Source organism: Streptomyces sp. MBT53, from assembly GCF_016654115.1.
Lineage (GTDB): Bacteria > Actinomycetota > Actinomycetes > Streptomycetales > Streptomycetaceae > Streptomyces.
In genome coordinates, this window is record NZ_JAEQAZ010000162.1 from 1 (window position 1) to 19,798 (window position 19,798).

A 19,798-nucleotide genomic window follows, 5' to 3' on the forward strand; every position below is an offset into this window, starting at 1 on the left:
CCGCGGCGCCGCGGGCACCTGCTCGGACACCTTCGGTACGGCGGACAGGAGCGCGGTGTCGCCGACGATCCGGACGCCCGTGGCGGCGATGGTGCCGGCCATCTCGGCGCCGATCTCGCCCGCCGCCTCGACGGCCCACCGGGGCGTGGTGATCTTCACGTCCTGCGGGGTCGGGCTGCACGAATTCTTCATATGCATGACCGCGCCGTTGCGCACGAGCTTGGAATACAGCTCGTCGGGGAGCCCATTGCCGCGGAATTCCACATTGAGCTTTCGCAGCATTTCGGTCTCGGCGAGGGTGAGAGAGCGGTTCGCGGCGTCCGGAACCGGCCGCAGCAGATTCGCGGGCAGCCCGAGCAGCGCCTCGAAGGTGCGCAGCAGCCCGTCCCGGTCGCCGTCGTCGACCACGACGACCGTGACCCGCTCGGGGCCCACGGCCCGGGTCCAGCGCTCCACCAGCCGGTCGTGCCGGTGCCGCCGCCAGAAACTGGGGTTGGGCTGCTCGTAGGGCGCCTTGCGGAGCATGTGCTCCAGCCAGTTGTCATAGCCCATGCGCAGGCCGTTCTGCACGTACTGCTGCCACTGCGAGGGCATGATCCTCGCCAGCGGGCGCAGGGTGATCAGGATGTGCACGCGCTCGCCGCCGAGCTGCTCCACGATCCGGGCGATGGTCTCGTCGTCCTCGGCGTCGGCGAAGAACTCGCTGCTGATCACCGAGGTGCGGTCGCCGGTGGCGCGCACGGCGTCGAGGAGGCGGGTCCAGTGTTTGTCGGTGGGCACGACGTCGCCCATCATCGCGGGCCGGGCGCAGGCGGCGAGGGCCGCTTCCATCGGGTGTCTGCTGTGCGCGGGGAAGTCGACACCGTGCTCGGGCATCGCGTCCTTCGCGGCGAACAGCGCGCCCTGGATGGCGGTGGTCCCGGTCTTGTGCGGTCCGATGTGCAGCAGCCGGGTCCCGGAGGGCAGCGCTTCCTTAATACAGTCCGTCTCCATGGTTAACGGAAGGTAAGAGTTGTTCCTGAGTTTGACCTGAGAGGAGCCTGGGACACAGATGAGTCCCAGGCTCCGGTCACACAGGGTTCACGAAACTCAGACCACCCGGACCCCGGGATCGCCCGCCTCGACGCGGAGCGAGGCGTAGGTGCTCGGGGTGGCCGTGGGCTTCACGACGGTGTCCACGACCCGCACCTTCGCGTCGATGCCGTCGCGCCGGACGTCGAACAGGTGGTAGCCGCGGTGGGCGTCGATCACCTTCCAGTGCGGGTTGTCCGCCATCAGCGGGTCCCACTGGGCGTGGAAGGCGGCCTGGTCCTGGTCGCCGTTGCTGGAGATGGACGTGCCGACGAACTCGGCGCCGACGACGGCCGAGTCCGGGTCGGCGAAGTCCTCCTTGAGGTCGCTGATCATCGTCAGGTGCCGGTCGCCGCTGAGCACCACGGGGTTGCGGACGCTCCTGAAGTCCTCCAGCAGGGCGTTGCGTTCGACCTGGTAGCCGTCCCAGGCGTCGTAGAACCACTGCTTGCCCGCGCCGAGCAGGGTGTCCGTCTCGGCCATCATGATCTGCGAGGCGACGACGTTCCAGCGGGCGGGCGAGTTGCGCAGCCCGTGCAGCAGCCACTCCTTCTGCGCGGCGCCCATCATCGTCATCGACGGGTCCTCGGCGCCCGCCTGCGTGGTCGCCTGGTCGCTGCGGAACTGCCGGGTGTCCAGGACGTTGAGCCGCATCAGGCGGCCGAATTCGAGGCGCCGGTACATCTGGATGTGCGGCCCGTCCGGCACGGCGCTCGCGCGCACCGGCATGTGCTCGTAGTACGCCTGGAAGGCCGCCGTCAGCCGCGCCACGAACGCGTCGTGCGACTGCTTGTCGGGATCCTGCGGGACCTCCCCCGCCCAGTCGTTGTCGACCTCGTGGTCGTCGAAGGTCACCACCCAGGGCGTGTTGGCGTGCATCGCCAGCAGGTCCGGGTCGCTGCGGTACTGCGCGTACCGGTTGCGGTACTGCACCAGGCTGTACGGCTCCCCGGTCCCCTCGTGCCGGCGCGGCCCCGCGTTCGAGGGCGCCGACTCGTAGATGTAGTCGCCGACGAAGAGCACGAAGTCGGGGTCCTGGGCGAGCATGTCGGCGTACGGCGTGAAGTAGCCGTTCTGCCAGTTCTGGCAGGAGGCGAGCGCGACGCGGAGCCGGCCGCCGGAGCTGTTCGCGTGCGGGGCGGTGCGGGTGCGGCCGGTGGCCGAGAGCTGGCCGCTCGTGCGGAAGCGGTACCAGTAGTCGCGGCCCGGGCGCAGTCCCCGTACATCCACGTGAACGCTGTGCCCGTACTCGGGCCGGGCGGGTGCCACTCCGCGGCGCACGTGCTTTCTGAAACGGTCGTCCTCCGCGATCTCCCACTCCACGGGGACCACTTGGTCGGGCATCCCGCCGCCGTGCAGCGGGTCCGGGGCGAGCCGCGTCCACAGCACGATGCCGTCGGGCAGCGGGTCGCCGGAGGAGATGCCGAGGCTGAACACACCGTCGGGCAGCGGGGTTTCGGCTGCCCGGGCGGAGGTCGGCAGCCACAACTGGGCGGAGGCGGCGGCCCCGAGCACCGCCGCGCCGGCCGCGAGAAAACGTCGTCGATCGGGTGATACGGCTCCGGTCATCGTGAACTCCCTTGCGACGTTGGCCTCTTGGGTCACTTGGAAGCCTCACAGTGCGCGGAGTCCCGCCTGCTGAACAGTAGGTATCGCGTCCATGACAAATCGGCACACAGCAAGAGACCCGTTGCTCCGGGAGCAACGGGTCTCAGCCAGGTTCGGTTACGCCTGACGGTCCGTCAGAGTGAGTGCCACGCCGACGGTTCAGAAGGGCTTGAACTCCTCGAACTCCTGCGTCGCCTCGTCCCGTTCGGCCTGCTTGTCCCGACGGCGCTGCGTCGCGGGCCGCGGCTCGTCGAGCCGGTGGTCCTCACCACGCCGGCCCAGCATCTCCGCGCCGGCCATGACGGTCGGCTCCCAGTCGAAGACGACCGCGTTGTCCTCGGGACCGATCGCGACGCCGTCGCCGGAGCGGGCGCCCGCCTTCATCAACGAGGCCTCCACACCGAGGCGGTTGAGCCGGTCGGCGAGATAGCCGACGGCCTCGTCGTTGTTGAAGTCGGTCTGCCGCACCCAGCGTTCGGGCTTCTCGCCCCGCACGCGGAAGAGACCGTCCTCCTCCTGTACGACGGTGAAGCCGCTGTCGTCGACCGCCTTCGGGCGGATGACGATCCGGGTCGCCTCCTCCTGAGGCTTCGCCGCCCGCGACGCGGCGACGAACTCCGCGATGGCGAAGGACAGTTCACGCAGTCCCGTGTGGGCGACGGCCGACACCTCGAAGACGCGGTAGCCGCGCGCCTCCAGGTCGGGGCGCACCATCTCGGCGAGATCCTTGCCGTCCGGTACGTCGATCTTGTTCAGGACGACCATGCGGGGCCGGTTGCCGAGACCGCCGTACTGCTTCAGCTCCTCCTCGATCATGTCGAGGTCGGAGATCGGGTCGCGCTCGGACTCCAGCGTCGCGGTGTCCAGGACGTGCACGAGGACGCTGCACCGCTCGACGTGGCGCAGGAACTCGAGGCCCAGGCCCTTGCCCTGGCTGGCGCCGGGGATGAGTCCGGGAACGTCGGCGATCGTGTAGACCGTCTCGCCGGCCGTGACGACGCCCAGGTTCGGGACGAGGGTCGTGAAGGGGTAGTCGGCGATCTTCGGCTTGGCCGCGCTCAGCACGGAGATCAGCGAGGACTTGCCGGCGCTCGGGTAGCCCACGAGAGCCACGTCGGCGACCGTCTTCAGCTCCAGGACGATGTCCTGGAGGTCACCGGGGACACCGAGCAGCGCGAAGCCGGGGGCCTTGCGGCGGGCGCTCGCGAGAGCCGCGTTGCCGAGGCCGCCCCGGCCGCCCTGCGCGGCGATGTACGAGGTGCCGTGGCCGACCAGGTCGGCGAGCACGTTGCCCGCGCCGTCGAGCACGACCGTGCCGTCCGGCACCGGCAGGACCAGGTCCTGGCCGTCCTTGCCTGAGCGGTTGCCGCCCTCGCCGGGCTTGCCGTTGGTGGCCTTGCGGTGCGGGGAGTGGTGGTAGTCGAGCAGCGTGGTCACGGACTGGTCGACGATGAGGATGACGTCACCGCCCCTTCCGCCGTTGCCGCCGTCCGGGCCGCCGAGCGGCTTGAACTTCTCACGGTGGACGGAGGCACAGCCGTGGCCTCCGTTACCCGCGGCGACATGCAGCTCGACGCGGTCCACGAAGGTGGTCATGGGATGTGCCTCCAGTTACATACGGGGTGTGTCTTTGTACTAACACGCGAAAGGCGGACCCGCTTCCCACCAGGGGAAGTGAGGTCCGCCTCGCGAAAGCTTCCGATCAGGCGACCGGAACGATGTTCACGACCTTGCGGCCACGGTGCGTACCGAACTCCACCGCACCGGCGTTCAGCGCGAACAGCGTGTCGTCGCCGCCACGGCCGACGCCCGAACCGGGGTGGAAGTGGGTGCCGCGCTGGCGGACCAGGATCTCACCCGCGTTGACGACCTGACCGCCGAAGCGCTTCACGCCGAGCCGCTGGGCATTGGAGTCGCGACCGTTCCGGGTGGACGATGCGCCCTTCTTGTGTGCCATCTCTCCTCAGTCCCTTACTTCGCAGCCGCGGGGATCTCAGTGACCTTGATCGCCGTGTACTGCTGGCGGTGGCCCTGACGACGGCGGTAACCGGTCTTGTTCTTGTAGCGAAGGATGTCGATCTTGACGCCCTTGTGGTGGTCCACGACCTCGGCCTGAACCTTGATGCCGGCCAGGACCCACGGGTCGCTGGTCACAGCGTCGCCGTCGACAACGAGCAGCGTAGAGAGCTCTACGGTGTCGCCAACCTTGGCAGTGGAAATCTTGTCAACCTCAACGATGTCGCCGACAGCAACCTTGTGCTGGCGACCACCGCTGCGCACGATGGCGTACACGCGGATCTCACTCTCTCGCTCGGGAACGGCACCCCCGCAGTCCAGCCGCCCTGCAGAGCAGACGGCCTCTCCCGGTGGAACACACCCGGGAGGAAGAGGTTTACGGGGATGTGGCGTGTCACCAGTGGACACGCCGACAGTCAAGGTTACGGGGCCGCGGCCGAACGGGTCAAACCGGGCCCGTGGGGAGTGCGGCCGGTCACACGGACCGGCCGCACCCGCCCGGGGTTCAGCCCTCGTCGGTGGAGGCGATGACGGAGGACGGGCTCGTCTGCTCCGCCGCCGCGGTCTTCTTCGACGTGGTCTTGGCGGCCTTCTTGGCCGTCGTCTTCTTCGCGGCCGTCTTCTTGGCCGCGGTCTTGGTCGCCGCCGCCTTCTTTGCGACCGCCTTCTTCGCCGGGGCCTTCTTGGCGGCCTTGCGCGCGGCCGTCTTCTTGGCCGGAGCCTCGGCCTCGGCGTCCGCTTCCACGGCGGCCGGGGCCTCCTCCGCCGTCACGGCCGACGGTACGACCACGACGGCCGCCTCCTCGGACGCGGTGGGCGCGGTGGCCTTGCGCACGGCACGACGCCGCGGGCGGGCCGGGGCCGCGCTCTCGGCGGGCGCCTCGGGCTGCTCGACCGCGGCCGGAGCCGGGGCGGGCGTCTCGACGACGACCGGCGCGGCGGCCTCGGTGACCGTCACCACGGCGGCCTCCTCGGACCCCGCCGGAGACCCGGCGGGCGCGGTCGCCTTACGGGTCGCACGACGGCGCGTACGGCCCTTGGGCGCGGCGTCGTCGACGACCTCGGCGACAGGGGCTTCGGCAGCCACCGGAGCCTCGACCACCGGGTCCTCCACGGCGACGGGCTCGGCCTGCGCGACGACGGCCGGCTCGGCCTCCTCACGCGCCTCGTGGACCTCACGCGGCTGCCGCGCGTCACGCGAATCCCGCGACTCCGCCCTCGGCGCACCGGCCGGAGCCGACGCCCGCCGGCTCGTCCGGCGCCGCGAACGCCCACGGGTGGCCGCGGCCTCCGCCTCGGCGGCACTGCTGTACAGGTCCTCGTCGGGCCGGAACTCGGTCTCCGCGAACGGCACCGGCATGGCGACCTCGGCCGCCACCTCCGCCTCGGTCTCGACCTCGTCCGACTCGTGGTCGTGGTCGTGCGTCTCGTGACCGTCGTGCGTGTCGTGGGCGTCCTGCCCGTCGCCACCACGCCCGCGCCGCTTGCGCTTGCCGCCGCCACCGACCGAGGTCGGCTGCTCCATGTGCACGATGACACCGCGGCCGTTGCAGTGGACGCAGGTCTCGGAGAAGGACTCCAGGAGGCCCTGTCCGACGCGCTTGCGGGTCATCTGCACGAGGCCCAGCGAGGTGACCTCGGCGACCTGGTGCTTCGTACGGTCACGGCCCAGGCACTCCAGGAGCCGCCGCAGGACGAGGTCCCGGTTGGACTCCAGGACCATGTCGATGAAGTCGATGACGACGATGCCGCCCAGGTCGCGCAGCCGCAGCTGGCGCACGATCTCCTCGGCCGCCTCCAGGTTGTTCCTGGTCACGGTCTCTTCGAGGTTGCCGCCCTGACCGGTGAACTTGCCGGTGTTGACGTCGATCACGATCATCGCTTCGGTCTTGTCGATGACCAGCGAACCGCCGCTCGGCAGCCAGACCTTGCGGTCCAGCGCCTTCATCAGCTGCTCGTCGATGCGGTACGTCGCGAACACGTCGACCTCGGACGTCCACTTCGACAGCCGGTCGGCGAGGTCGGGGGCGACGTGCGAGACATAGCCGTGGATGGTGTCCCACGCCTCGTCACCGCTGACGATGACCTTGGTGAAGTCCTCGTTGAAGATGTCGCGCACGACGCGGACGGTCATGTCCGGCTCGCCGTACAGCAGCGTCGGGGCGTTCGAACTCCCGCCGCTCTTCGACTTCTTCTGGATGTCCTCCCACTGCGCCTGCAGCCGCTCGACGTCACGGCTCAGCTCGTCCTCGCTCGCGCCCTCGGCGGCGGTGCGCACGATGACGCCCGCGTCCTCGGGGACGATCTTCTTGAGGATGGTCTTCAGCCGGGCCCGCTCGGTGTCGGGCAGCTTGCGGCTGATGCCGGTCATCGAGCCCTCGGGGACGTACACGAGGTAACGCCCCGGGAGGGAGACCTGGCTGGTCAGACGCGCGCCCTTGTGGCCGATCGGGTCCTTGGTGACCTGTACGAGGACCGACTGGCCGGACTTGAGGGCGGACTCGATGCGGCGCGGCCCGTTGGCCATGCCGAGCGCCTCGAAGTTGACCTCACCGGCGTACAGGACGGCGTTGCGTCCCTTGCCGATGTCGATGAACGCGGCCTCCATGGAGGGCAGCACGTTCTGGACCTTGCCCAGGTAGACGTTGCCGACGTACGAGGTCGACTGCTCCTTGTTGACGTAGTGCTCGACGAGCACGCCGTCCTCCAGGACGCCGATCTGCGTGCGCTCACCGCTCTGCCGCACGACCATCACACGCTCGACGGCCTCACGGCGGGCCAGGAACTCCGCCTCGGTGATGATCGGGACGCGCCGGCGCCCCTGCTCGCGGCCTTCGCGGCGGCGCTGCTTCTTGGCCTCGAGGCGCGTCGAGCCCTTGATGGACTGCACCTCGTCGCTGGGGTGCTCGTCCTTCTTGGCGCGCGGCTCGCGGACCTTGACGACGGTGCGCTCGGGGTCGTCCGAGGACGAGACCGACTCGCTCTCGCCTCCCGAGTCACCGGCGCGACGACGCCGACGGCGCCGGCGACGGCTGCTGCTCGATCCGGAACCGCCCTGGTCCTCGTCCGCCTCCTCGGCGTCCTCCTCGACCTGCTCGGCGGTGTCCTCGGCGTCTTCGGCGGCCTGCTCGGCGGCGTACTCCTCGCCGTCCTCGGCCTCGTCCTCACCGGTGGCGGACTCGCCACGGCGACGGCGACGGCCGCCACGGCGACGGCGGCGGCGCGAACCGGTCTCCTCGGTCTCGTCACCGTCGGCGGAGTCCTCGGCGGCCTCGTCGGCCTCCTCCGGCTCCTCCTCGGCGACGACGGTCTCGACGACGGCCGCAGCGACGGGCTCGGCCTCGAAGGCGGCCCCCCGGCGACGGCGCCGACGACGCCCACCGGTCTCTTCCTCCACGACTTCCACGGCCACGGGCTCGGCGACGACGGCGATCTCTTCCTCGTCGTCCTCCACCGCCTCGGCAGCGGCGGCGGCAGCCCGCTCCGGCGTCTGGAACATCGGCTCGGTGAAGACGGGCGCCCGGAACACGGCCACGGCGGGTCGCGCGGGCCGACGCGGCCCCTCGTCCTCTTCAGCGGCGTTGCCGTTCTTGGGCGCGGGCGCGGAGAACCCGCCGGCCGCGGTCCGCACGACCCGGCGCCGACGACGCGGCCCGGAGTCCTCGGCGGGAGCGTCGGCGGTGGTGTTCGGCTCCGCGGCGTCCGCGGCGGTCTCGTCGTTCACAGGGGCCTCCTCGCCCACGGGCGTCCCGGCAGGCGCGGACACACGGCGCGTGGCGCGACGACGGCTCCTGCGCGGCGCGGCATCCTCGTCGAACGCAGCGGGCGCGGCACCTTCGGTCACTTCGGTCACTTCGGTTGCGACGGCGGCGGCAGCAGGCGCTGGGGTCGCTTCAGCCGCTTCGGTGCTCTCGTGGGCTTCGGCCGCCTGCGGCGCACCGGCGGGCGCGGAGGCGCGCCGGGTCGCACGACGGCGCGTACGCCCCGCGGGCGCCGCCTCTTCCACCGGAGCTTCCACAGCCACGGCTTCCTCGACGACGGCCGGAGCGACAGGCGCCTCCGCCTGCTCCACCACAGCCTCGGGCGCGGTCACCTTGCGCGTGGCACGACGACGGGTCCGGCGCGGAGCCGCGTCCTCGTCGGAAACGACAGGGGCGACAGGCGCGGCAGGCGCGGCCTCTTCCGCCACGGTGGTCTCTTCGGGTGCGGTGGCGGCACCAGCCGGCACCACGATCTCGGCCGCCTCGGGCACCGCACTCGCCTCGGGCGCACCGGCGGGCGCGGACACCCGCCGGGTCGCACGACGGCGCGTACGCCCCGCGGGCGCGCCCTCTTCCACGGCCTCTACGGCCGCTACGACGACGGGCGCCTCCGGGGTCACTTCGGTCACCTCGGCCTCAACGGACCCGGTGACCTCGACGACGCTCTCGTCGGTTTCGTTCTTCTCGTCGCTCACCTCGGCCGGTATGGCCGGAGCGCTGCTTTCGACCGCGCCCTCGGGGGCGGTCGGCGGTCCCGCCGGGCGAGACGCGGCGCGGCGCCTACGGCGCGGCGGCAGCGTGTCGCTGGGGGTGTTCGGTTCGGAACCCTCGATGGGTTCGGTCGGTTCGAGCATGCGGGCGTTTCTCCCGTCAGGCTCCCGGGCGCCGCGCCTGGTCCGGCTTGGATGCCGGTGACGTCCGCGGCTCGCGCGTTGCGCGGTGCCGCCGTCCGGGGCGCGGGCGCCGCACGGGAGCTCTCTGTGTCCTGTCTCGCCGGTTCCGTACGCCCAGTTGCGGACGGCCTGGCGAAAGTCTTGTGGTCGGTGCGCTGCCCGACCCAGGTGGCTCCCGAGTCCGAGGGCGGCGCTACGACGTCCGTCCCTACGCGGAACCTTCCCTACGCCGGCGCCTTCGCGGCGGCAGCTTCGGCGACCGTGGGATTCCCGGTCACTGCTGCCTCGCGGTCGGGCGCGAGCGGGTCGGTCACCGTGCCGGTCTCTTCATCGAACAGCCCCTGCGCCAGCCTGGTCACCGCTGCGGCGACCGGCGGCGCCAGGTCGGCCACGGCGCGAAGACCGGACAGGACGTCGTCGGGTCGAACGGCAGGCGTCACGTGCCGAACAACCAGCCGCAGTATCGCACAGGCCTGGTCGGTAGGCCTATCAGCCTGTGGACTAAGCGTCTCAGAAGACGCTTCGAGGCTCGCCACGGCGGAGCGGGCGTCGAAGGTGCGCATGCCGTTCTTGGCCATGCGCTGGACCTCGACGCTCTCGGCCGCGTTGAACGCGGCCACCGCGCGCTCGGCGTCCTCGGGAGCCACCCCGTCGAGCCGCAGCTCCCACACGGAAGCCGTGAGCCGGTCGGCGAGCCCGGAGGTCCGGGCCTCGACCGCGTCGACGATGTCGAGGCCGATGGGCATCGACTCGTCGAGCAGCTCGCGCAGCTTGTCGGGGTCGCGCTCGGCGGTGAGCGCGATCTCCAGGTATTCCGCCTCACTGCCCGTGCCGGTGGGTGCGGCATTGGCGTACGACACCTTCGGGTGCGGTGTGAACCCGGCCGAGTACGCCATCGGCACCTCGGCGCGGCGCAGCGCACGCTCGAAGGCGCGCTGGAAGTCTCGGTGGCTGGTGAACCGGAGGCGGCCGCGCTTGGTGTAGCGCAGTCGGATGCGCTGCACCGCGGGTGCGGGCGGCGGGCCTTCGGGCTGTCGCTTGCCCAGTGTCCTAGTCCTTCGTGAGAACGGTCGTACTTCTACCAAGAGTACGTGTCTCGTCGCCCATCGGTTCCCGCCGTTCCACCGGCTGCGGCTGCCCGGGCTCGCCGAAGACCATCCGCCGGAAGTCGACCCGCGCCTGCCGGGCGGACTCGCGCGCCGCGGTCAGCGCCTGCCGGGTGACGCGGCCCACGGCCCGCGCGGCCTCGGCGGCGGGCCGCAGCACCAGGTCCCGTACGACGTGTCCGACCGGGGTGAGGACGGTCCGGTACACCCAGCTCACCGGCGCCACGAAGATCCACCGGAAGAGGGTCGCGAGTGCCCGTCCCACGGCGAGCGAGATGTGCCCGGCGATCCGCCAGGCGTGCCCGAGGGCGTCCCACACTTCCCGCCCCACGACGGCCAGGACCCGCCCGACCGGTGCCAGGACCCAGCGCCAGAGCGCGATCGCGGGCAGCACGAGCAGGATCCGGGCCGTCCAGTAGAGGACGACACCGACACCGGTACCGACAGCCCTCGCCAGCCACATCAGCCCCCGCCCGCACCAGGCGACCGCGCGCCCGACCGGGGCGAGCACCCAGGCGTACAGCCACCCGGCGGGTACGACGAGCAGATACCGCCCGAGCCAGGCCAGGCCGGCGGCCACCCCGTCGACGACCCACACGCACGCGTGACCGACGGGAGTGAGCACGCGCGCGTACACCCACGCCAGGCCGTTCCCGATCCGCCGGGCGCTCCAGCCGAGAGCGTGCCCGACCGGGGTCAGCACATACCGGTACAGCCAGACCAGAGGCACGAGGACGAGCACATTCACGAGCCATCCGACCGCCTTGGCGCCGGGTACGACGACGTACCGCCACAACGCGACCAACGGCCACACGAACAACGCCCGCCCCACCGGCCGCAGCACGGTCCGCCACAGGAACCGCCCGCCGACCACCAGCGCGTCCCACACCACCCTCACCGGCACGACCAGCACGAGCACGACGATCCGCACGGGAACACGGATCGCGACGACGAGACACCCCTCGGGCGACTGCGGCGCGGGCTGCGCGGCCGGTTTCTCGAACTTCACAGGGACGTCCATATCAGTCAAGACGCCTCAACACCCCATACGGATGCGGTACGACGCCCTCCTCATGGGTCACGGATACGTGTCCGCGCGGGAGACCGAGTTCCCGGGCACGGCCGAGCACCGCCTCCACGAGCCGCCCGCCGACCCCACTGACGACGACCATGCAGCCGCCCAGTCGACGAGGTGTCGTACGAACTCCTCGCGGGTGGCGACGGGTCGGTGCCCGCTCTCCAGAACCCGCCGCCCCTTCAGTCCCGCGACGGCGTCCAGCTCGGGAGTTCAGCGGTCGTCGGCAGGTGGCGTCAGCAGTGCGTCGACGATCTCCCGCAGGGGCGCGGCCAGTTGACCGGCGGTCGCGTCACGCAGGGGCCGCAGACCTACGGCGGACCGTACGACGGCGACGCCGACGCCGAGGGCGACCAGGAGCTGCGCCCGCAGCAGCCGTTTGTCGTCGTCCTCACCCGCCGGTTCCCCGCCGGACGCCGCGAGGATCTGCCGGCCGAAGTCGTCGAGGGCCTTGCGGCGCAGCGCGTCCACGCGTTCGTCGCCGGAGCCGCGCAGCAGCATCAGCACCGGGTGTTCGCCGAACTCCGGCCAGGCGCCGGCGGAGAGTTGGTGACTGAGCGCCTCGGCGAGAGCTTCCCGGTCCTGCGGGAAGTGCTCATCACGCCCCAGAAATCGGGGAGTTGACGCGAGCGCAGCCTTGAACAGCCCTTCCTTCGACTCGAAGTACCGCTTGATGAGCGCCAGGTTGACCCCGACGTCGGCGGCCACGTCGCGCAGTGTCGTGCGGTCGTACCCGAGCCGGGTGAACCGGCTGCTCGCGGCCTCCAGGAGCGCCTGCCGGGTCGCCGCCGCGTCCCGCCGCCGGGGTCCGTCGGCCTCGCTCGTCTCCACCGGCAGCCTCCTCAGGCAGGTCAAGTAATCACTCGTTGACATGACTACAGGGCATGGTTACGTTAAGCAAGTAATCACGTGATGACTTAGCCAGCCCAGTTCAGACGTGCCCTCCCGTCCGGCCCTCCCGTCCGGCTCTCCCGTCCGAAAGGACAACGGTGTCCAAGCAAGCCCTCCTCGTCATGGACGTCCAACGCGTCATCGTCGACCGCTACCCCGACCCGGCCTATCTGCCGCGCCTGCGCAAGGCGATCGACACGGCCCGCGCGGACGCCGTCCCCGTGATCTACGTGACCGTCGGCTTCCGCCCCGGCGCCCCCGAGGTCAGCGCCCGCAACAAGATGTTCGGCAGGCTCGCGGGCGTCCAGATGCCGGCCGCCGCCGCCCAGGCCAACGAGATCCACCCGGACGTGGCTCCCGAACCCGGCGACATCCTCGTCACCAAGCGCCGTGTCAGCGCGTTCGCCGGCAGCGACCTCGACATGGTGCTGCGGGCGAACGACATCGACCACCTGGTCCTGACGGGCATCGCCACCAGCGGCGTCGTCCTGTCGACGCTCCGCCAGGCGTCCGATCTGGACTTCACGCTCACCGTCCTGTCCGACGGCTGCCTCGACAACGACCCCGAGGTGCACCGGGTCCTCACGGAGAAGGTGTTCCCGATGCAGGCGGACGTGACGACGGTGGCGGAGTGGGGCGCCGCACACTGAACTCCCTATATTGATCCCCGTACTTGACGCCGACGCTCGATGGACCGGAGTCAACGTCGGTGCGATCCGGGGGGATTGAGCACTCGTGCGAAGACGACCAGGCGGTACTCGGAGGGCGGCCATGGCCGCCGCACTCTGCGCCGTGGCCCTGCTGCTGCTCGGCGGATGCGGGACGCGGGTGGCCGGTGACACGAGCGACGCGAACAGCGCGGCATCGACCCTGTCGCTGCCCTGGACCCTGGCGCAGCCCTCTGCGGTGACCGCGGCCCAACTCGCCGACGACCGGCGCACGTTGACCCTGACCGCCCAGGTGCCCAAGGGCAAGCGACCGTGCGTGCGGGCGTTCAAGGCCGCGTTCACCGACTCCTCGCCGAAGTACGTGTGGGTCCAGATCACCTTCTCCTCGCCGTCCGGGGACAGGCGCTCCGGCTGCACCGGCGAAGGCACGGCCTCGACGAAGCTCCGACTGCCCGAAGCCCTGGGAAACAGAGAACTGATAGTCGACAGCTCCACCCAATTCACCGCCGACGGCGCCCAGTTGCCCGCACTGCGCCTGTGCGGAGAACTCGGCTGCCACCCGCCGGCCACCGGCTGCACCACCGCCTCCTACGAGCAGGCGATGATCGCGGCCGACGCCCCCGAGCACAGCTACCGCGACGCGGAGCACTGCGACGGAAAGTGGCTGGTCATCGACTTCTCCTGGCGTACGGGCCCGGTCTGCGGCGACACGACGGCGACCCCGTCCGGGTGCACGTCCAGTCTTGGCGACCGCGTGTTCTTCCGCGCCGAGCCCGCCGGTTGGAAGACGATCACGGCGAGTTCGACCGGGGGCTGCAAGGCGGTACAACGCGTGGAGCCCGGGTTCCCCACGGCGCTGTGCGCGACACTGGCCCCGCTCTCGGCTTCCCTGCACCCGAGTTACCCGCCACCGTCCGCGACCGCAAGCAAACTCCCTTGAACCGACCGGGACTTCAGCTCTGCGCCGTCGGCCGTACGACGATCTCGTTGACGTCGACCTCGGCGGGCTGGTTGACGGCGTAGACGATCGCCTCGCCGATCGCGGCGGCGGGGATCGCGACGGCCATCATGTCCTCGGCTACCGCGCGCATGCCCAAGTCGCTGATACCGTCGGTCAGTTCGCTGCGGGTGAGGCCGGGGCTGACCACGGTGACGCGCAGGTCGCGGCTCTCCTGCCGGAGCCCTTCGGAGAGGGCGCGGACGGCGAACTTGGTGGCGCAGTAGACGGCCGCGGCGGGGTCGACGCGATGTCCGGCGACGGAGGCCACGTTCACGATGTGCCCCGCGCCCTGCTCACGCATCACGGGCAGCACGGCCGCGATGCCGTGCAGCACCCCGCGGATGTTGACGTCGATCATGCGGTTCCACTCGTCGACCTTCAGCGCCTCCAGCAGCGCCAGCGGCATCACCCCCGCATTGTTGACCAGCACGTCGACACGGCCGTAGGACTCCCGCGCGGCCCCGACGAAGGCCCGCACGCTCTCCAGGTCGGTCACGTCCAGCTCGTGGTGGTCGGCCGTACCCCCGTCCGCCCGGATCTCCTCGGCCACGGCGGCGAGGCGGTCGGCGCGCCGGGCGCCGAGCACCACCCGGTGGCCGGCCGCGGCCAGCAGCCGGGCCGTGGCCTCGCCGATACCGCTGCTCGCGCCGGTGACGAGGACGACCTTGCCTGCACGGGAGCCGGACGGGACGGTGGTGGTGGTCATGGGGAGCCCTTCGCAGCAGCGGAAACCGGTCCACGCGGCCGTGTTCCACCGCGCCCTCCGAGCATCGGCGGGATAGCGCCGGAGCGGCAGGACGGGCCTTCCTGGGTGCGCCACTCCCAGGAAGCGGGGTCGCCGTACGCTTTCGGAATGGACGGTACGGACGGATACGCGCTCGGCGAGTTCCTACGGGCGCGGCGCTCCCGGCTGACGCCCGCGGAGGTGGGTTTCCCCAGCTCCGGGGTGCGCCGGGTCGCCGGGCTGCGCCGCGAGGAGGTCGCGCAGCTCGCCGCGGTCGGCGTCACCTGGTACACGTGGCTCGAACAGGCCCGGGACATCCAGGTCTCCGTCCAGGTCCTCGACGCTCTCGCCCGCACCCTGCTGCTCGACCGCAGCGAGCGCAGCCACCTGTTCCAGCTGGCCGACGCGATCGATCCGCAGCCGGCCACCGACTGCCCGGTCGTCACCCCCGCGCTGCAGTCGATGCTGGACCAGCTCGACCCCATCCCGGCCTGCCTCCAGAACGCCCGCTACGACATCCTCGCCTACAACCGCACCTACGGAATGCTGCTGTGCGACCTGGACGCGGTGCCGCCCGAGGACCGCAACTGCATGATCCTCTCCTACACGCACCAGGAGTGGCGGTCCTCGATCGTGCACCTGGAGAAGAGCCAGCGGCTCATGGCCGCCCGCTTCCGGGGCTCGATGGCCGACCATCTCGCCGACCCCACCTGGAAGACCCTGCTCAAGCGGCTGCACACGTCCCCCGAGTTCTGCGAGGTCTGGGACCGCCACGAGGTGCTGGGCGCCAGCCCCCGCCGCAAGGAGTTCCGCAACGCCCACGTCGGCCGCCTCACCGTCGACCACACCGACCTGTGGCTCGGCCCTTCGCGAGGCCCGCGAATGGTGACGTACGCACCGGTGGACGAGGAGTCGAGGCAACGGCTGGAGCGGCTGCACGCGATCGCGCTGGAGAAGTGACCCCGGACTGTCTCCGCCGCGTCAAGTCTCAAGTCCTCGGATATCCCGACCGGTTGAACCTCGGGTTGCTCAGGGTCATGAACTCCCGCCCCCGCCCCAGATCCTCCACGACCTCCTCCCAGCCTGGTTCGTCCACCGGCTCGTAGCCCTCGCGGACGTACTCGACGAAGGTCCACCAGTTCTCGAAGTCCGGTCTCTCGTGGTGCAGCGCGTGATGGTGGTTGATCTGGAAGTCGGAGGGCCGGCTCGGACCGGGTATCCGATGGCCCGACTCCAGGTAGTCGTCCTTGCGCAGCGCGGTCAGCCGCCGGGGGATGTCGCCCATGCTGTAGGTGTACGGATCGAGCCGCAGCGCCGGCCGGACGACCTGGAGGAGTTCCGCCTCGGGGTGCGGACCGAGCCCGATGGTGTGCTCGAAGATCCGCCGCAGCCGCTCGCAGATCGCCTCGCTGAGGTACTTGGCGAACCAGTGGGCGTCGCCCTCGTAGAACTGCGGACTGAGGCCGACCAGCACCACGTCGGTGTCGTACACCAGCCAGAAGTCATGACTTTCGAGGCCGTGGCTCTCCGAGTGGCGGAGATAGCAGGCGCGCAGCCGCCCGAGCGGCAGGTGCTCGACCCGCTTGTGGCGCCACGGCGTACCCCGCCGGGTGAGGGTCAACGACCTTCCGTCGAACGAGAACGTCCACCCCGAGCAGCGCATGACCATCGCATCGGACATCTGCGCAATTTACTGACCCCACCGACAACTGACAACGGAAGGATCACACGGCCGGACGACTCCTAAGCAGTGATCCCGGCCGCCTCGCGCACCTCGACGGACGACAGCTTCTCGGCCGTGCGCTCGGCGGTTCGGCGGGCCCAGGCGCCGCTGGTCAGCGCGCCCAGTACCAGCACGGCCAGGCCGCACACCACGAGAATCCACCACCCGGGACGTGCCGCCGACACGAACGTGTCCTTGTACGACGACGATCCGACCCCGGAGGCCAGCACCGCGCCGACCACCGCGACGCCGAGGGTCTGGCCCAACTGGCGGCTCGTGGAGGCGACGGCCGCCGCGACTCCCGCCTGGGCGCGCGGCATGCCGGAGACGGCCGTGTTGGTGATCGGCGCGTTCACGAAGCCGAAGCCGATGCCGAACAGCAGGTATCCGATGAAGCGCGTCACGTTGGACGTCTCCGCCTCGAACCCGGCGAACAGCAGCGCGCTCACGGTCATCGCGGAGCCCGCGATCAGGAGGGGTATTCGAGGTCCGCGACTGCCGACCAGCCGGCCTGAGATCGGCGCGCACAGGAACGTCGGGACCGCCATCGGCAGCATCCACAGCCCGGCGTGCAGCGCGTCCAGACCGACCACGTTCTGCAGATACAGCGTGGACAGGAACAGGAAGCCGCCCAGTGCCGAGAACGCGCTGATCGCGATCACCGTGGCCCCGCTGAACGGCGCCGAGCGGAAGAAGCGCAGGTCGATGAGGGGTTCGTCGCGCCGCGGCTCGTACCAGACGAGGCCGACGAGGGCGACCAGCGCGAGGACCGCGAAGGGCAGGATCGCGGTGAACCCGGAGCTGGGCGCCTCGATGATCGCGTACGTCAGCGAGCCGAACAGCGCGATCACCAGGAGCTGGCCGACCGGGTCGGCACGGCGGGCCTTGGGCGCGCGTGACTCGGGGATGAACCTCAGCGTGAGCAGCAGCGCGGCGACGCCCACCGGCAGGTTGATCCAGAAGATCGAGCGCCAGCCGACCGAGTCCACGAGCAGCCCGCCGATCAGCGGTCCGGCGGCCATCGATATGCCGACGACCGCACCCCACACGCCGATCGCCCGGGCCCGCTCGCGCGGCTCGGTGAAGGTGTTGGTGATGATCGACATCGCGACCGGGTTGAGCATCGAGCCGCCGACCGCCTGGATCATGCGGAACCAGATCAGCGCGTTCAGGTCGGGTGCGAGGGAGCAGAGCAGCGAGCCCACGCTGAAGACCACCAGGCCGACGATGAAGACCCGCTTGCGGCCGATCCGGTCGGCGGTGGAGCCCGCCAGTATCAACAGGGAGGCGAGGACCAGGGTGTACGCGTCGATCGTCCACTGCAGACCGGAGGTCGAGGCGTGCAGATCCGTCTGCATCGCGGGCAGCGCGACGTTCAGGATGGTCACGTCCAGGCTCACGATCAGCAGACTCATGCAGCAGATCGCGAGCACCAGCATGCGGCGGCGGTGGCTGAGCTCGGGCATGCGAACCATCGTACGCGAAACTCGATAGTGCGTCTAACTAATGACCGCTACATGATCTCCGGCCGTCGCCCGCCCACCGCTCCGTCCGCGGGCACCGGAAGCCGTGCGCCACAATGGAGGAATGTCCACGCCCGTGTCCCTGCCCGCGCCCCCGGCCGTACCGCCCCTGCAGATCGGCCCGCACACCGTCTCGCCGCCCGTCGTCCTGGCCCCCATGGCCGGGATCACCAACGCGCCCTTCCGTACCCTGTGCCGGGAGTTCAGCGGGGGCAAGGGCCTGTTCGTCAGCGAGATGATCACGACCCGGGCGCTGGTCGAGCGCAACGAGAAGACCATGCAGCTGGTCCACTTCGACGCGACCGAGAAGCCGCGCTCGATCCAGCTGTACGGCGTGGACCCCGCGACCGTCGGCAAGGCCGTCCGCATGATCGCGGATGAGGACCTCGCCGACCACATCGACCTCAACTTCGGCTGCCCGGTGCCGAAGGTCACCCGCAAAGGCGGCGGCTCCGCGCTGCCGTACAAGCGGAACCTGCTGCGGGCGATCCTGCGCGAGGCCGTCAGCGGGGCCGGTGACCTGCCCGTCACCATGAAGATGCGCAAGGGCATCGACGACGACCACATCACCTTCCTCGACGCGGGCCGTATCGCCGTCGAGGAGGGCGTCACCTCCATCGCCCTGCACGGCCGCACCGCCGCCCAGCACTACGGCGGCACCGCCGACTGGGACGCCATCGCCCGGCTGAAGGAGCATGTGCCGGAGATCCCCGTGCTCGGCAACGGCGACATCTGGTCGGCCGGGGACGCGCTGCGGATGGTGCGGGAGACCGGGTGCGACGGGGTCGTGGTCGGGCGCGGGTGCCTGGGGCGGCCGTGGCTGTTCGCGGACCTCGTGGCCGCGTTCGAGGGGCGTGAGCAGGACGTCCTGAAGCCGTCGTTGCGCGAGGTCGCCGACATCATGGTGCGGCACGCGACGCTGCTGGGTGAGTGGATCGGGGACGAGGCGCGCGGGGTCATCGACTTCCGCAAGCACGTCGCCTGGTACCTGAAGGGCTTCGCGGTCGGCAGCGAGATGCGCAAGCGCCTCGCCATCACGTCCTCGCTGGCCGAACTCCGCTCCGGCCTCGACGAGTTGGACCTCGACCAGCCCTGGCCCACAGGCGCGGACGGGCCCCGCGGCCGTACGTCGGGCAACAACAGGGTGGTGCTGCCCGACGGTTGGCTGAAGGACCCATACGACTGCGCGGGGATCGGCGAGGACGCGGAGCTGGACACGTCCGGCGGCTGAGGCGATCTCGACAGGGGTCGGTGGGCTCCTCGACACTTGCCGCCATGGAGGACAGCGCGGTGTGGGTCGCGGCCTTCACCGGCGGTACGGCGGTGCTGGCGGGCTGGGTGACCAATCTGGGCAACGTGCGCGCGGCGAGGGTGCAGGCGGAGGCGTCCGCGGAGGCTCAATGGCGCGGCCGGGTACGGGAGTTGCGACGCGCCGCCTATCTGGATCTCATGGCGCACGCCCATGTCACCGGCGAGTTGTACAGGCGGGTCATCGACGCGTTCGTCCAGATCGCCGACCCGGAGCGGCTGTTGAACCGGATCGAGGAACTGCGCACGGAACTGCGCGAGGCCTACGACCCGTTCATGCACAGCGTCCGGGTCGTCGTTCTCGAAGGGCCTCCCGACACCGCCGAGGCGGCGCAGGCCGTCCTGAAGGCCGCGACGCGCGTGAACCGGGCGCTGTGGCGGATCTCCCTCGGAGAGGCCGACGCCCGCGCCCGCTTCGACGAAGCGCAGGA

General features: G+C 70.7%; 17 protein-coding genes. 5 read left to right on the forward strand and 12 right to left on the reverse strand.

Annotation, left to right across the window (positions count from 1 at the left end):
- The 9 genes from JHN45_RS39155 to JHN45_RS39195 form a co-directional block, all read right to left on the reverse strand.
- Positions 1-993 (reverse strand): hypothetical protein (locus JHN45_RS39155; protein WP_201054291.1); only part of this gene is annotated, 993 nt, incomplete at its 3' end.
- 96 nt (positions 994-1,089) lie between these two features.
- Entirely contained in the window at positions 1,090-2,640 is a 1,551-nt protein-coding gene (locus tag JHN45_RS39160; RefSeq protein ID WP_201054292.1) for an alkaline phosphatase, read from the reverse strand.
- A 198-nt stretch (positions 2,641-2,838) separates the two neighbouring features.
- A complete protein-coding gene (obgE, locus tag JHN45_RS39165) occupies positions 2,839-4,275 on the reverse strand; it encodes a GTPase ObgE (RefSeq protein WP_200709874.1) in 1,437 nt (478 codons plus the stop codon).
- Positions 4,276-4,381: 106 nt separating this feature from the next.
- The gene (gene rpmA / locus JHN45_RS39170; RefSeq protein ID WP_019063244.1) at positions 4,382-4,636 is read right to left on the reverse strand and encodes a 50S ribosomal protein L27; all 255 of its coding nucleotides are present in this window, start codon (positions 4,634-4,636) and stop codon (positions 4,382-4,384) included.
- 14 nt (positions 4,637-4,650) lie between these two features.
- Complete coding sequence (gene rplU / locus JHN45_RS39175; protein WP_007381993.1) at positions 4,651-4,971, reverse strand: 50S ribosomal protein L21; 321 nt, start codon at positions 4,969-4,971, stop codon at positions 4,651-4,653.
- A 229-nt stretch (positions 4,972-5,200) separates the two neighbouring features.
- Positions 5,201-9,310, reverse strand: coding sequence for an Rne/Rng family ribonuclease (locus JHN45_RS39180; RefSeq protein WP_201054293.1), 4,110 nt, complete (start codon positions 9,308-9,310; stop codon positions 5,201-5,203).
- A 263-nt stretch (positions 9,311-9,573) separates the two neighbouring features.
- Positions 9,574-10,353 (reverse strand): TIGR03936 family radical SAM-associated protein, encoded by a 780-nt coding sequence (locus JHN45_RS39185; RefSeq protein ID WP_200709872.1) that lies wholly within the window; start codon positions 10,351-10,353, stop codon positions 9,574-9,576.
- A gap of 46 nt (positions 10,354-10,399) precedes the next feature.
- Positions 10,400-11,476: a hypothetical protein gene (locus JHN45_RS39190; protein WP_201054294.1), complete on the reverse strand. Its 1,077-nt coding sequence runs from the start codon at positions 11,474-11,476 to the stop codon at positions 10,400-10,402.
- Positions 11,477-11,743: 267 nt separating this feature from the next.
- Positions 11,744-12,361: a TetR/AcrR family transcriptional regulator gene (locus JHN45_RS39195; protein ID WP_201054295.1), complete on the reverse strand. Its 618-nt coding sequence runs from the start codon at positions 12,359-12,361 to the stop codon at positions 11,744-11,746.
- A gap of 158 nt (positions 12,362-12,519) precedes the next feature.
- On the opposite strand from JHN45_RS39195, the gene JHN45_RS39200 reads away from it, so the two are divergent.
- Both JHN45_RS39200 and JHN45_RS39205 read left to right on the forward strand, forming a co-directional pair.
- Complete coding sequence (locus tag JHN45_RS39200; RefSeq protein WP_200709869.1) at positions 12,520-13,071, forward strand: cysteine hydrolase family protein; 552 nt, start codon at positions 12,520-12,522, stop codon at positions 13,069-13,071.
- 121 nt (positions 13,072-13,192) lie between these two features.
- Positions 13,193-14,029 (forward strand): hypothetical protein, encoded by an 837-nt coding sequence (locus JHN45_RS39205; RefSeq protein WP_201054296.1) that lies wholly within the window; start codon positions 13,193-13,195, stop codon positions 14,027-14,029.
- Between the two features lie 13 nt (positions 14,030-14,042).
- Here JHN45_RS39205 and JHN45_RS39210 read toward each other — a convergent pair whose 3' ends face one another.
- On the reverse strand, positions 14,043-14,795 hold the full coding sequence (locus JHN45_RS39210; RefSeq protein ID WP_201054297.1) for an SDR family oxidoreductase: 753 nt from the start codon (positions 14,793-14,795) through the stop codon (positions 14,043-14,045).
- Between the two features lie 147 nt (positions 14,796-14,942).
- Between JHN45_RS39210 and JHN45_RS39215 the strand changes: the two genes are divergently transcribed.
- Positions 14,943-15,773 (forward strand): helix-turn-helix transcriptional regulator, encoded by an 831-nt coding sequence (locus tag JHN45_RS39215; RefSeq protein WP_236584604.1) that lies wholly within the window; start codon positions 14,943-14,945, stop codon positions 15,771-15,773.
- 28 nt (positions 15,774-15,801) lie between these two features.
- On the opposite strand, the gene JHN45_RS39220 is transcribed toward JHN45_RS39215, so the two are convergent.
- Entirely contained in the window at positions 15,802-16,494 is a 693-nt protein-coding gene (locus JHN45_RS39220; RefSeq protein ID WP_201054298.1) for a hypothetical protein, read from the reverse strand.
- Between the two features lie 62 nt (positions 16,495-16,556).
- On the reverse strand, positions 16,557-18,002 hold the full coding sequence (locus JHN45_RS39225) for an MFS transporter (protein ID WP_201054299.1): 1,446 nt from the start codon (positions 18,000-18,002) through the stop codon (positions 16,557-16,559).
- Positions 18,003-18,123: 121 nt separating this feature from the next.
- Between JHN45_RS39225 and dusB the strand changes: the two genes are divergently transcribed.
- A complete protein-coding gene (gene dusB / locus JHN45_RS39230) occupies positions 18,124-19,290 on the forward strand; it encodes a tRNA dihydrouridine synthase DusB (RefSeq protein WP_201054300.1) in 1,167 nt (388 codons plus the stop codon).
- A gap of 44 nt (positions 19,291-19,334) precedes the next feature.
- Positions 19,335-19,798, forward strand: a 464-nt coding sequence (locus JHN45_RS39235) for a hypothetical protein (protein WP_201054301.1), incomplete at its 3' end; no start/stop codon positions are given.

What these genes read in the sequence shown, in the direction of transcription:
- JHN45_RS39160 (WP_201054292.1), bottom strand. Translation starts at nt 2,640, where the DNA reads ATGACCGGAGCCGTATCACCCGATCGACGACGTTTTCTCGCGGCCGGC.
- obgE (WP_200709874.1), bottom strand. Translation starts at nt 4,275, where the DNA reads ATGACCACCTTCGTGGACCGCGTCGAGCTGCATGTCGCCGCGGGTAAC.
- rpmA (WP_019063244.1), bottom strand. Translation starts at nt 4,636, where the DNA reads ATGGCACACAAGAAGGGCGCATCGTCCACCCGGAACGGTCGCGACTCC.
- JHN45_RS39180 (WP_201054293.1), bottom strand. Translation starts at nt 9,310, where the DNA reads ATGCTCGAACCGACCGAACCCATCGAGGGTTCCGAACCGAACACCCCC.
- JHN45_RS39190 (WP_201054294.1), bottom strand. Translation starts at nt 11,476, where the DNA reads ATGGACGTCCCTGTGAAGTTCGAGAAACCGGCCGCGCAGCCCGCGCCG.
- JHN45_RS39205 (WP_201054296.1), top strand. Translation starts at nt 13,193, where the DNA reads ATGGCCGCCGCACTCTGCGCCGTGGCCCTGCTGCTGCTCGGCGGATGC.
- JHN45_RS39210 (WP_201054297.1), bottom strand. Translation starts at nt 14,795, where the DNA reads ATGACCACCACCACCGTCCCGTCCGGCTCCCGTGCAGGCAAGGTCGTC.
- JHN45_RS39215 (WP_236584604.1), top strand. Translation starts at nt 14,943, where the DNA reads ATGGACGGTACGGACGGATACGCGCTCGGCGAGTTCCTACGGGCGCGG.
- JHN45_RS39220 (WP_201054298.1), bottom strand. Translation starts at nt 16,494, where the DNA reads ATGTCCGATGCGATGGTCATGCGCTGCTCGGGGTGGACGTTCTCGTTC.
- JHN45_RS39225 (WP_201054299.1), bottom strand. Translation starts at nt 18,002, where the DNA reads ATGCCCGAGCTCAGCCACCGCCGCCGCATGCTGGTGCTCGCGATCTGC.
- dusB (WP_201054300.1), top strand. Translation starts at nt 18,124, where the DNA reads ATGTCCACGCCCGTGTCCCTGCCCGCGCCCCCGGCCGTACCGCCCCTG.